This window comes from Plantactinospora siamensis (genome assembly GCF_042434095.1).
Lineage (GTDB): Bacteria > Actinomycetota > Actinomycetes > Mycobacteriales > Micromonosporaceae > KBS50.
In genome coordinates, this window is sequence record NZ_JBHLUE010000011.1 from 383,105 (window position 1) to 394,649 (window position 11,545).

The 11,545-nt window shown below is 73.0% G+C and carries 15 protein-coding genes and 1 pseudogene; 8 read left to right on the top strand and 8 right to left on the bottom strand.

What is annotated here, in order from left to right; translation table 11 throughout:
* Positions 1–102 precede the first annotated feature (102 nt).
* A pseudogene (locus tag ACFFHU_RS31705) lies at positions 103–459 on the top strand (sirohydrochlorin chelatase); the annotation flags it as partial.
* Between the two features lie 177 nt (positions 460–636).
* Here ACFFHU_RS31705 and ACFFHU_RS14810 read toward each other — a convergent pair.
* The gene (locus tag ACFFHU_RS14810) at positions 637–894 is read right to left on the bottom strand and encodes a WhiB family transcriptional regulator (protein WP_377339173.1); all 258 of its coding nucleotides are present in this window, start codon (positions 892–894) and stop codon (positions 637–639) included.
* On the opposite strand from ACFFHU_RS14810, the gene ACFFHU_RS14815 reads away from it, so the two are divergent.
* The gene (locus ACFFHU_RS14815; RefSeq protein WP_377339176.1) at positions 893–1,162 is read left to right on the top strand and encodes a hypothetical protein; all 270 of its coding nucleotides are present in this window, start codon (positions 893–895) and stop codon (positions 1,160–1,162) included. The genes ACFFHU_RS14810 and ACFFHU_RS14815 overlap by 2 nt on opposite strands.
* A 163-nt stretch (positions 1,163–1,325) precedes the next feature.
* Here the strand turns inward: ACFFHU_RS14815 and ACFFHU_RS14820 are convergent, their stop codons facing one another.
* Positions 1,326–2,273 (bottom strand): diacylglycerol/lipid kinase family protein, encoded by a 948-nt coding sequence (locus ACFFHU_RS14820; protein WP_377339178.1) that lies wholly within the window; start codon positions 2,271–2,273, stop codon positions 1,326–1,328.
* A gap of 44 nt (positions 2,274–2,317) precedes the next feature.
* Here ACFFHU_RS14820 and ACFFHU_RS14825 point away from each other — a divergent pair, with 44 nt between their 5' ends.
* Positions 2,318–2,707, top strand: a complete 390-nt coding sequence (locus ACFFHU_RS14825) for a hypothetical protein (protein ID WP_377339179.1) — start codon at positions 2,318–2,320, stop codon at positions 2,705–2,707.
* Between the two features lie 96 nt (positions 2,708–2,803).
* On the opposite strand, the gene ACFFHU_RS14830 is transcribed toward ACFFHU_RS14825, so the two are convergent.
* The 3 genes from ACFFHU_RS14830 to sodN all read right to left on the bottom strand — a co-directional run bounded on the left by ACFFHU_RS14830 (position 2,804) and on the right by sodN (position 4,220).
* Positions 2,804–3,208: an ATP-binding protein gene (locus ACFFHU_RS14830; protein WP_377339181.1), complete on the bottom strand. Its 405-nt coding sequence runs from the start codon at positions 3,206–3,208 to the stop codon at positions 2,804–2,806.
* Entirely contained in the window at positions 3,205–3,711 is a 507-nt protein-coding gene (locus ACFFHU_RS14835; protein ID WP_377339787.1) for a GNAT family N-acetyltransferase, read from the bottom strand. The genes ACFFHU_RS14830 and ACFFHU_RS14835 overlap by 4 nt, the downstream gene beginning before the upstream one ends.
* Before the next feature lie 101 nt (positions 3,712–3,812).
* Entirely contained in the window at positions 3,813–4,220 is a 408-nt protein-coding gene (gene sodN, locus ACFFHU_RS14840) for a superoxide dismutase, Ni (protein ID WP_377339182.1), read from the bottom strand.
* 146 nt (positions 4,221–4,366) lie between these two features.
* Between sodN and ACFFHU_RS14845 the strand changes: the two genes are divergently transcribed.
* The 4 genes from ACFFHU_RS14845 to ACFFHU_RS14860 all read left to right on the top strand — a co-directional run bounded on the left by ACFFHU_RS14845 (position 4,367) and on the right by ACFFHU_RS14860 (position 8,664).
* Positions 4,367–4,696 carry a S24/S26 family peptidase gene (locus ACFFHU_RS14845; protein ID WP_377339183.1) on the top strand — a complete coding sequence of 110 codons (330 nt, stop codon included), beginning with the start codon at positions 4,367–4,369 and terminating at the stop codon, positions 4,694–4,696.
* Positions 4,697–4,847: 151 nt separating this feature from the next.
* The gene (locus ACFFHU_RS14850; protein WP_377339185.1) at positions 4,848–6,026 is read left to right on the top strand and encodes an NAD(P)-dependent malic enzyme; all 1,179 of its coding nucleotides are present in this window, start codon (positions 4,848–4,850) and stop codon (positions 6,024–6,026) included.
* 33 nt (positions 6,027–6,059) lie between these two features.
* Complete coding sequence (locus ACFFHU_RS14855; RefSeq protein WP_377339187.1) at positions 6,060–7,022, top strand: zinc-binding dehydrogenase; 963 nt, start codon at positions 6,060–6,062, stop codon at positions 7,020–7,022.
* A gap of 322 nt (positions 7,023–7,344) precedes the next feature.
* Positions 7,345–8,664, top strand: a complete 1,320-nt coding sequence (locus tag ACFFHU_RS14860; protein WP_377339189.1) for a hypothetical protein — start codon at positions 7,345–7,347, stop codon at positions 8,662–8,664.
* Positions 8,665–8,817: 153 nt separating this feature from the next.
* Here the strand turns inward: ACFFHU_RS14860 and ACFFHU_RS14865 are convergent, their stop codons facing one another.
* The 3 genes from ACFFHU_RS14865 to ACFFHU_RS14875 form a co-directional block, all read right to left on the bottom strand.
* Positions 8,818–9,843, bottom strand: a complete 1,026-nt coding sequence (locus ACFFHU_RS14865) for an alpha/beta hydrolase family protein (RefSeq protein ID WP_377339190.1) — start codon at positions 9,841–9,843, stop codon at positions 8,818–8,820.
* Between the two features lie 116 nt (positions 9,844–9,959).
* Complete coding sequence (locus ACFFHU_RS14870) at positions 9,960–10,850, bottom strand: alpha/beta hydrolase family protein (protein WP_446686791.1); 891 nt, start codon at positions 10,848–10,850, stop codon at positions 9,960–9,962.
* 136 nt (positions 10,851–10,986) lie between these two features.
* Positions 10,987–11,241, bottom strand: a complete 255-nt coding sequence (locus ACFFHU_RS14875) for a hypothetical protein (RefSeq protein ID WP_377339194.1) — start codon at positions 11,239–11,241, stop codon at positions 10,987–10,989.
* A gap of 128 nt (positions 11,242–11,369) precedes the next feature.
* Here ACFFHU_RS14875 and ACFFHU_RS14880 point away from each other — a divergent pair, with 128 nt between their 5' ends.
* Entirely contained in the window at positions 11,370–11,537 is a 168-nt protein-coding gene (locus ACFFHU_RS14880) for a hypothetical protein (protein ID WP_377339196.1), read from the top strand.
* Positions 11,538–11,545 lie beyond the last annotated feature (8 nt).

Here is an 11,545-nt window from a genome sequence, read left to right on the forward strand (position 1 = left end):
CCCGGCGTCGACCTCGGGGCTGGTGTTGGCGTGGACGCCGGGACCGGCGGGGCTGGTGTCGGCGTGGACGCCGGGACCGGCGGGGCTGGTGTCGGCGTGGACGCCGGGACCGGCGGGGCCGACGCCCTGCTGCTGACCGCGGCCGGCACCCGGGATGCGGCCGCGCGGGCCGAGGTCGCCCGGGTGGCCGCCGCGCTGGCCGCGCACACCGGGCTGCCGTGCCGGCTGGCGTACGCCTCGGCGGCTCCGCCGGCGCCCGCCGAGGCGGTCCGGCAGTTGCGGGCCGAGGGGGCGCGCCGGGTGGCGGTGGTCGCCTACTTCCTGGCCCCGGGCCGGCTGTACGACCTGGCGGCCGACGGAGCACGCGCGGCCGGGGCGGTGACGGTGAGTCAACCGCTCGGCGCGGCCGAGGAACTCGCCCGGCTGGTCCTTACCCGGGCCGCCGCGGCCGCCGGCTGACCGGGGTCCGTCGCGGCGCGATCCCTTGATCGCAATTTCAAACTTCGAAAACGATTCGTATTCCGACCGTATGCTTGCGGTGACGCAAAGTCCTCGATCGATAATGTGGTCCCGTACACAGCGCGGCGCCCCGGGATCTGCTCCCGGGGCGCCGTTGGCTGTGGGTGGTTCTTCTCCTCAGGCGGAGTGAGCGCGCAGGACCCGCAGGCCCCCGCGGCGCTTGACAGCGCGCCGCTCCTCTTCGCTCATCCCGCCCCAGACGCCGGCGTCCTGACCGGACTCGAGGGCCCAGCGCAGGCACTCGTCGGTCGCGGAGCAGCGCCGGCAGACGGCCTTGGCCTGCTCGACCTGCAGCAGGGCGGGCCCGGACGTGCCGATCGGGAAGAACAGCTCCGGGTCCTCGTCGCGGCAGGCAGCATGGTGGCGCCAGTCCATGGCGGCAACACTCCTCGTTCTTGGGCTGGATGCGGTGCTTTTCGTGCTGTTTCTTATTTGCATCCGCATTGCCGACCGCAACGGAATGCATCCGTCCGCTCGGCAGTGCGTGAGCAGGCTGTGTTATGCGGTGGGACCGATTTCGCAAGGCGTGCCCCAGGGCGCGCAATCCGGCCGTGTCCCGGTATTAACTTCGCTTGTGAATGCTTTCACGAACTCCGGCAATGTCAAGGGCGACGCCGGGAAAAATCCCGAGCGGGTGAGCTAGCTCACGACCCTTTTGTCCGGATCTTCGCGCTCCGGGGGCCCCTCGCTGGCACAGCTGCGAATCAATATAGTACGGTGCGCGCCCCATCGCTGACATTTCCGGCACTTCACCACCTCCTCCGTCGGCCGCTCCGGCCATCGATGAAGGTAGCCGTACCCAAGCCTCAGCAGATTACTCTTAGTGCTTCAGGTACGGAGGTAAACCGTACCTTCTCCCGCTCGCCAAGGTAGTCGCCGTCGAGCTGGAACGCCTGCGGACGCCGCGCCACCAGGGTGAACTCGTCGAGGTCGTGCAGCCGCACCACCTGTTTACCGTGCGGATCGGCGTGTTGCGACAGGACCTGCGTCACTGTTCGTGTGGCGCTGGGCACGTGCAGGCGGCGCATGGCGAGCAGATCGAGGCCCAGATCGAAGGACGCGCGGGGATTGGGATTCAACTCACGGTCACCGAAGTACGTCCACGGCGACGTGTTCTGGATGAGGACGGTGGCCAGGTCCTCCGCCGGCTCCTCGCCCGGGCGCTCCAGCATGATGCTCGGGTGTCGACGCTCGGTGCCGACCAGGAACTGCTGCACCAGCGCCGTCACGTAGAGCGCCGGCGAGGACCGTCGGCCGTGGTACCGGGCCCGCTCCACCCGCCGGATCACGGCGGCGTCCAGTCCGAAGCCGGCGCAGAAGGTGAAGTAGCGGTCGTCCGCCCGGCCCAGACCGATGGCCCGGGACCGGCCGGCCCGGAGCGCCTCCAGGATCACGCCGGCGCCGTCGGACCATTCGCGCGGCATGCCGAGGGCCCGGGCGAACACGTTGGTGGAACCCCCTGGCACCACCGCCAGCCCGGGCAGTGGCCGGGACCCGGGCGGCGCGCCGGGATCGGCCGGCGGCGCGGTCATCAGCCCGTTGACCACCTCATTGACCGTGCCGTCGCCGCCCAGCGTGACCACCAGGTCCACCCCGTCCAGCACCGCAGCCCGGCCGAGTGCCACCCCGTGGCCGCGGCGCCGGGTGTACTCGACGGTGAGGTCGACCTCGCTGCGCAGCGCCCGGACCAGGATGTCCCGGCTGCGTTCACTCGTGGTGGTGGCCTTCGGATTGACCACCAGGACCGCCCGCATGGCCGGCACTGTATCGCGTCGGCCCGCGGGTATCGTTCCTCCTCGTGACCACCGACGCCGAGACCGTGCCCGCACCGCTGCGCTGGGCGGTGTGCCTGCTCCGGATCGAGGCGGTCGGGCTCGCCCTGGTGGCCGCCTTTCTGATCTGGTCGGACCTCACGGCCACGGCCGCGGACCTCACCTCGGCCCTGATCGTGACGGCCTTTGCGGTCGGCGGGGCGATCCTGCTCTGGGTGCTCGGCGGCGCCCTGTCGGCCCGTCGGGCCGGGGCCCGGGCGCCGGCCATCGTCCTGCAACTGATGCTCTTCCCGGTGGGTTGGTACATGACCCAGGGCGGCCTCGGCTGGGTGGGTGTGCCGCTGATCGTGCTCGGCGCTGCGGTGTGCGGGCTGCTGGTCAGCGGCCCCAGCACCCGGGCGCTCGGCGCCCGCTGAGCCCGGGTCCCCACCGAGGCCCGGCCGGACGACGGGCGGCCGATGGCAGGACGGTCGTGGCAGGTCACCGCGGCGAAGCGGACCGGGGCGCCGGACCTACCGGGCTCCGCCGCGGCGGGTCAGCAGCGAGATGGTGGCGGTGCCGTCGACGACGGTGGCGGACGCCGAGGTGGTGAGCGCGGTGAGCACCTTCCAGGCGAACGAGGACTCCGGCGGCAGGCCGGCGCCCGGCCGGACCGGCACGCTCACCTCGACGGTCAGCGCGTCGTCGGTGACCGCGAAGCGGCAGCACAGCTCCGCGTTGCGGCCGGCGATGGCCAGCAGCATGGCGCAGGCCTCGTCCACGGCGATGCGCAGATCCTCGATCTCGTCCAGCGCGAAGTGCAGCCGGGCCGCGAGGCCGGCGGTGGCGGTCCGCAACACACCGAGGTAACCCCCGTCGGCGGGCACCGTGAGCAGGACGACGTCGTCGTCCGTGGGGGGTGGGCTGAGCTGCGTCACGGCGTACCTCCGGGTCCGGACTCTACCCGCTGGTGGACCGGGCCGAACTCGACCGGTGCGGGGACCGCGCCGGACCGCTCGGCGAGGGCCCGCAGGGCGGGCCCGGTCAGCCGGTACGGCACCCATCCGTCGGTCGGTGCCGCGCCGACGGCCCGGTAGAAGTCGCCGGCGGGATTCCAGTCGATCATGACCCATTCCAGTCGCTCGTAGCCGCGCTCCACGCAGACCTGGGCCAGCGCGGCGAGCAACCGGCGGCCGGCCCCGGTGCCCCGGGCGGCCGGCCGGACGTAGAGGTCCTCGAGGTACACGCCGTGCACGCCGGCCCAGGTGGAGAAGTTCAGGAACCACAGCGCGTAGCCGAGCGGAGCGCCGGCGCCGTCGACGGCCACGTGCCCGAACAGCGCGGCAGGCCGGTCGGCCGGGAACAGCGCGGCCCGCAGCTGGTTCGCGGTGAGTCGGCACTGCTCGGGCGCCCGCTCGAACTCGGCCAGCTCGTGCACCATGTCGACGACGGCCGGCACGTCCTCGGGACGTACCGGCCGGATCGTCGGCTCGGAGCGGCGGCCGCGGGATTCCGGGGCGGCCGGTCCGGGCTCGGTGGCTGTCACGCCTGCTTGGTCTCCCAGAAGATCTTGGCAATCTCGTCGATCTTCGCGAGCAGCTGGTCCGCGGTGGCCGGGTCCGTGGAGGACTTGGCGCCACCGCCGCCACCGGCGAGCTTGGTGGCCTCGTTGAACAGCTGGTGCAGGTTCGGGTACTTCTCGAAGTGCGCCGGCTTGAAGTAGTCGGTCCAGAGCACCCACAGGTGGTGCTTGACCAGGTCGGCGCGCTGCTCCTTGATGATCAGCGCCCGGGTGCGGAACTCGGCGTCCGTGTTGGCCTGGTACTTCTCGCAGATCGCCTTGACCGACTCGGCCTCGATCCGGGCCTGCGCGGGGTCGTACACACCGCACGGCAGGTCGCAGTGGGCACTGGCAACGAAACGTGGCGTGAAGATGCGGGGAAGTCGCATCAGGACCCTCCTGGGATTGTTTGCGATGATCCAGGTCGGAACACTACCCCTGGACGCGCTCCTGCGGGCAGGGACACCGCTGCCATACCCGTCCCCGTGGCTGGGGACATCCGTACCAGTCCCCCGGGGCGGGGAGGCGAAACCCGATGACCGTGAACGCGCCGAACGCGCCGCTCTTCGCCGTGCTCGTCGCGGGGCCGTCCATGGCGCCAACGCTGCGGCACGGGGACGCCCTGCTGGTCCGCCGCGGCGGCCGGGCGGTCCGGCCCGGCGACGTGGTGGTGGGCGTCTTTCGGCGCCGGCCGGAGCTGGCCGTGGTGAAGCGTGCCGTGCGGGCCGTCGACGGCGGTTGGTGGCTGGTCGGCGACAACGGGCTGGTGGCCGACGACTCCCGGGCGTACGGGGTGGCCGACGTCCTGGGCCGGGTGGTGTTCCGATACTGGCCACGCCCGCGGCGTTTCAACGGTTACCGTTGAGTATGACCCCGCTCACAGGCAGCCGCGCCGGCCGGCATTATGCTCGCTGCAATCCATCCGGGTGATCCCCGCGCAGCATCGACCCGTCGGAGCCCGATCGGCGCCGCCGGCGCGTTGTGCCTGATCGGCGCCTGTTGAGCTGGAGTCAGCCATGTCATCGTCCACCGTGGATCCTTCCGACCCGGTCTTCGACCTGCACCGCGGCGGCAAGCTGGCCGTGGCGTCCACCGTGCCGCTGAGCACCAGGGAGGATCTCTCCCTGGCCTACACCCCGGGCGTGGCCCGGGTGTGCGAGGCCATCGCGGCCGAGCCGGCCCTGGTCGACGACTACACCTGGGTCTCGCACGCCGTGGCCGTGGTGACCGACGGCTCGGCCGTGCTGGGTCTCGGCAACATCGGCCCGCGCGCCGCGCTGCCGGTGATGGAGGGCAAGGCGGTGCTGTTCAAGCAGTTCGCCGGGGTGGACGCGGTGCCGGTCTGCCTGGACACCCAGGACACCGAGGAGATCATCGCCACGGTCCGCGCGCTGGCGCCGTCGTTCGGCGGGATCAACCTCGAGGACATCAGCGCGCCGCGCTGCTTCGAGATCGAGCGCCGGCTGGACGAGGCGCTGCCGATCCCGGTCTTTCACGACGACCAGCACGGCACCGCGATCGTCGTGCTGGCGGCGCTGCGCAACGCGGCGGCCCTGCTCAACCGCAAGCTGGGCGACCTGCGGGTGGTGCTCAGCGGGGCCGGCGCCGCGGGGGTGGCGGTCACGCACATGCTGGTGGCCGGCGGCGTCGACCCGGCGGCCGTGGTGGTCTGCGACTCCCGCGGCATCATCCACGCCGGCCGCGCCGACCTCACGCCGACCAAGGCCGCGCTGGCGGAGCTGACCAACGCGGACGGCCGGACCGGCGACGTGACGGCCGCGCTGCGCGGCGCCGACGTGCTGATCGGCGTCTCCGGCGGGCAGATCCCGGCCGAGGCGGTGGCCGGGATGGCCCCGGGCGGGATCATCTTCGCGTTGGCCAATCCCACTCCGGAGGTGCATCCGGAGGTCGCCGGGCGGTACGCCGCGGTGGTGGCCACCGGCCGGAGCGACTACCCCAACCAGATCAACAACGTGCTCGCGTTCCCGGGCGTCTTCAAGGGGGCCCTGGCGGCCCGCGCCACCCGGGTGACCGACGGGATGAAGGTCGCGGCGGCCGACGCCATCGCCCAGGTGGTGGCCGACGATCTCAGCGCGGCGGCGATCGTTCCGTCGCCGCTGGACCCGCGGGTCGCGCCGGCCGTGGCCGAGGCGGTGGCCGAGGCCGCCCGGCGGGACGGCGTCACCCGGAGCTGACGCACTTTCCGCCGGCCGCCGTCCGCTGCTAGCGTGCCGATCATGCGTGCCGCCTACACCAGCTCGTTCAACGCCGAGGATCCGCTGGCCGCGCTCACCGTCGGTGAGCGGCCGGAGCCGACCCATCCGGAGTCCGACTGGGTGACGGTGCGGGTCCGGGCCTCCTCGCTGAACCACCACGACCTCTGGTCGCTGCGCGGGGTCGGGCTCTCCGCCGACCAGCTGCCGATGATCCTCGGCTGCGACGCCGCCGGGGTGGACCCGGACGGCAACGAGGTGGTGGTCTTTCCTGTCGTGCCCGACCGGGCGGACCCGCGCGGGATGTCGATCCTGTCCGAGCACTTCCAGGGCACCCTGGCCGAGTCGGTCGCCGTACCGCGGGCGAACCTGGTGCCGAAGCCGGCCGAGCTTTCCTTCACCGACGTCGCGTGCCTGCCGACCGCCTGGCTGACCGCGTACCGGATGTTGACCACCAAGGGCCGGGTCGACGAGGCCGAGGCCGTGCTGGTGCAGGGCGCCGGCGGTGGGGTGGCGACCGCCGCCGTGCGGCTGGGCGTCGCGCTCGGCAAGCGGGTGTACGCGACCAGTCGGGACGCCGGCAAGCGGGAGCGGATCGCCGCGCTCGGGGCCACGGCCGTCGAGCCCGGGGCGCGGCTGCCGGAACGGGTGGGCGTGGTGATCGAGACGGTCGGCGCGGCCACCTTCGAGCACTCCCTGAAGTCGGCGGCGGCCGGCGCCCGAATCGTGGTGTCCGGGGCGACCTCCGGCCACGAGCCCGTGCTCAACCTGCGCCGGGTCTTCGCCATGCAGCTGGAGATCCTCGGTACGTCCATGGGGACCCCCGAGGAGCTGGCCGAGCTGCTGGCGCTCTGCGTGCGCCGGGACATCCGGCCGGTGGTGGACGAGGTGGTCCCGTTCTCCCGGGTGGCCAACGCGTTCGCGAGACTGGCGTCCGGGGACGTGTTCGGCAAGGTGGTCGTCGACCACACCGCCTGATCCCGACACGCGGGCGGCGCATAGTCTGAAAATCCCGACCTTTCTCCGCGGGTCGCGGGCGGACACGCCGGAGCTAAGCGCCGGAAAATTCCGCCGTAAGTCACAACCAAGGTCCTCTTCAAGCAAACCAAAGGTTGTGTTGCGGATCTTTTTCCGACTCATTCAGTCGGTCCTTCAGCTCGGTACAGTGCGCGTCACGGGACAGTGATCCCAGACAATGTCGGTACCGAAGGGACATGCCTTGAACCACATCGCGGAGCACAACGGTCCAGCGCTTCCGCCCGCCCGGCGTCGGGTTCGGGCGCCCCGGCCCCTGCTGGTCATGATCATGGCAGCTGCGCTGCTCACAGCGGGTGTCGGGGTGGCGGCGGCCACCGATCGAAGCGGCTCGGTGACGGTGCACACGGCCGGCACGGTGCTGGACGGGCGGCACATGGACGGTTACATCTACATCGCGGCGGACAATGTGACCATCAAGAATTCGGTGATCCGATCGGACGGTGATTTCGCGGTTCGAATAGGACCGGGTTTCACCGGTGCGGTGATCGAAAATACGCAGATCGAGTGCGCGGGCTTCCGGACCGTCGGCGTCGGTTTCGGCAACTACACAGCCGACCGGGTGCGGTTGGTCAACTGTCCCGTCGGATTCCGGTACGGCGCCGCCGGGCCGGTCACCATCACCAACTCCAGCTGGAACGGGCGGGCCGTGACCGTGGCGGGCGGCGCCGGCGCCGCGATCGGTTCGGTCGCCGGCGCCACGTCCCGCGCCGGCGCCGGGTCCAGTCCCGGGCGGGCGGCGACCGTGGCCGGCGCGACCACCGGGCTGGGCGCGGCGCCCGCCGGCGCATCCGGCGGCTCGGCGTCGCCGGCACGGGCCGCGGCCACGACGACCGCGCTGCCACCCCGGACCTTCCCGACGGCCGCCACGACCGGCGTGCCGGCCGGCACCATCCTGCGCAAGTCGGGTTCGCTCACCCTCGGCACCGCCGGCCAGGTGGTCACGGGCCTCGACATCTCCGGCTGCGTGACCGTGACCGCGAGCAACGTGACCATCCGCAAGTCGCGCATCCGGTGTTCCAGCAACTACTCCATCCGGACGATGTCCGCGGTTCGCAACCTCGTGGTCGAGGACGTGGAGATCAACGGCATGGCCAAGAACGACGCCGCGGTCTGCTGCGGCAACTACACGCTCCGCCGGGTCGACATCAGCAACGCGATCGACGGCCCGCGGCTCGGCGACAACACCGTGGTGGAGGACTCCTGGATCCACCACCTGAGCCGGGTCGGCGCCTCGCACAACGACACGCTGCAGACCACCGGCTCGGTGAACGTGGCGGTCCGGCACAACCGGCTGGAGGCGTACAACCCGATCACCCGGGACCCGATGAACGCCTGCATCATGATCGGCTCGACCACCGCGCCGCTCGTGGCCGACCTGCTCTTTCAGAACAACTACTGCGACGGCGGGAACTACTCGATCGGGGTACGCACCGACCTCACCGGCCGCAACATCCGGTTCCTGGCCAACGCCTTCGGGCACGACTGCCGGTACGGCATCATCAACCGGCCGAGCCAGGCGGGCATCGTATGGGACCGCCCGAGCAACCTCTGGGCGGACACCAGGACCGTGGTGGTCCGCTGACGCCCGCTCCGCTCACCGGGCCGAGCCGGGGCCGCGGGCGTCGATCACCGGCGTCCGTGGCCCGGGCAGCGGTCCGACGCCGAGCCGGCCGTCGCCGCTCCCGCACCCGGACGGCGCCGTCGGCCGCGGCGCCCGCGGCAGCGGGCGGCCGGGTCAGAGCCGGTCGTCGAGGTCGGCCAGCCCGCCCCGGGTGGCGTCCCTCGGCAGCCGGCGCAGCGCCGCGGCGTCGCCGTACAGGGACCATCTCAGGAAATCGACGGTGCTGTCCTCGACCGGAGGGAACGCCGGGTTGCCGCGCCGCAGCAGCGCGCCGCCGTGGTCGCCGTTGGGCAGGCTGAGTAGGGCCTTCGGCCACGGCACCGCGTCGTACGCCGCCTTGCCGGAGGCGTACGAGACCACGTTGTCGCGCTCGCCGTGCACGAACAGCAGCGGCGCGGCCGGTCCGGCGTATCCGGTGCCGACGCCCAGCGCGCTGCCGGCCAGCACGATGCCGGCGTCCAGCCGCGCGTCCCGGTCCGCGGTGAACAGGCCCACCGTGGTCACCCCGCCGGCCGAGTGCCCGGCCGCGGCGACCCGGTCGGTGGCCAGATGCCCGGACAGCGGATCGCCGGCGCGCCCGTCCAGCCGCAGCACGGCGGTCAGCGCGTACGACGCGTCCGCGGGCTGGTTGAGCACGTCGAGGACGTCGAGTTGGGCGCCCCGGCTGGTGTTCGGGTAGGTGGGCGCGGCCACCACGAACCCGGCCGCGGCCCAGCCGGCCAGCAGCCGCTGATAGTCGGCCGGTCGGGCGCCCAGGCCGTGGCTGAACAGCACGACCGGGAAGCGTCCCGAGGCCGCCCGGGCGCCGCGCCGGGGGGTGGCCTCCGGGCCGGCGGCGGTGCCCGACCTCGGGTACCAGATGGTCACCGGCAGCGCCCGATCGTCCCGGTTCACCCGCAGGTCGCGTACGCCCACCGGGAACGACCGGGACGGCGCGTGCCCGGCCGGAACCCGCCCGGTGGGCGCGGCCGACGCGGCGCCGCCCGGTCCGGCCGACGCGCCGCCCGGCGCGGCCGACGCGGCGCCGGCCGGCGTACCGCTCGGGGCGGGCGCCGGTCGGTCACCGCCGGACGAGCAGCCGGCGAGCCCGACGGCCAGCAGGGTCGCGGCGGCGGCGGCACGAAGACGGTACGGGGGCATGAGTCCGATTGTGCCCGCGGCCGCGGAGCGGAACCGTGGCCCGGGGCGGGCCCGCCGTGTTCCGGGACACCTCCCGGCCGGGTGGTCAGCCGGGACCGGTGGTCGGCGCCGGACCGTCACAGCCGGTCGTCGAGCGTGGCGGCGCCGCGCTGCCCGGCGTCGGCCGGCAGCCGGCGGCGGGCGCCCTCGTCGCCGTACAGCCGCCAGCGCAGGAAGTCGGTGGTGGTGGCCATCGTCTCGGCGAAGCCGGACCGGCCGGGCACGAGGTAGCCGGCGTGGCCCTGGCCGGACACCGTGAGGAAGGCCTTGGGCCAGCGGACCCGGTCGAACGCCGCCCGCCCGGTCCGGACCGGCACCGTGGGATCCCGGTCTCCGTGGATGAACAGCAGCGGCGCGGGCGATCCGCCGAAGACCTGCCGCATCCCGCCGGCCATGACGATCCCGCCCCGCAGCGCGGGGGAGTGGTCGGCGGTGAACAGTCCGGCCGTGGTGTAGCCGCCGGCCGAGTGGCCCGCCGCCACCACCCGGGAGGCGTCCAGGTGCCCCGCCAGCGGATCATCCGGGCGGGTGTCCAGCAGGCCCACCTCGCGGATCACCTGCCGCGCGTCGGCCGGCTGGTTGCGGACGTCGGCCCGGCTGAAGCTCGCGGTGCGGCGGTTGGTGTGCGGATAGGCGGGGGCGGCCACCACGAACCCCGCGCCGGCCCATCGCCGGATCATCTCGGCGTGCAGCTCGGGCAGGCTGGAGAGGCCGTGGCTGAACAGCACGAGCGGGAACCGGCCGGCCGCCACCGGCAGGCCGGCCCGGGGTGGCGCGCCCGCCGTCCCGGTCGCCGCCGGATACCAGATCGTGGTGGGCAGCGGGCGGCCCGGACCCCGCGCCAGGGAGACCAGCCGGATCCCGACCGGGAACGAGTGGTCCGGCGCCTGGGTGGCCGGCGCGGCCGAGACCGGCGCCGGCATGGAGGCCGCGACGTACGCACCGCTCCCGCAGCCCGCCGCCAGCATGAGCGCGCACAGGGCGGCCAGCAGTGGCGGAATCTTCTTCACCTCCACCACCCCCACGGTAGGCGGTGCTCCGCCGGTCGGAACCGCCTTTCCGGCCGGCGCTTCGCCGACCGGATGGTTGAATAATGACCGCTTTTCACCCGGCGAGCCGGCTCCAGCACCAGTTGAGAAGTTCGAGCGTGTCGCCGGCGCGCTCCGATCCGCGCGGCCCGCCGCCGGCCCCGCCCAGGGTGACGGCCAGGGCGCCGAGCGCGGCCAGCGCCACCACCGCCACCAGGGTCCACAGCAGGATGTCGGCGCGGCGCCGGGTCCACCAGTCCCCGGCGGCGCGGACCGGGGAATTCCGGCCCTGTGGCAGCCGGCGGCTCACCGGAAGCGGAATGATCGTCATGCCGTCAACGGTAGACAGCGCGACGACCCCGATCGATCCCGTAACCACCCCGAACGGTGGTGGGCCCAGCCCGAGTCGTCCGGGTGGGGGAATCCCTACCGTCCGTGGCTTCGCTAGTGTCCTGGGACATGTCCAACCCCCCTGCCGACCCGAGCGGCAACACCGAGGCCTTCCGCGCCTACGTCCACCAGCAGCCCGAGCCGGCCACCCCGGCACCGTCCCGGCGTCCGCTGATCATCGCGATCGCGGTGGCGGCCGTCGTCGTGATCGCCCTGATCATCTGGCTTGTCAGCTGAGCGGAAAG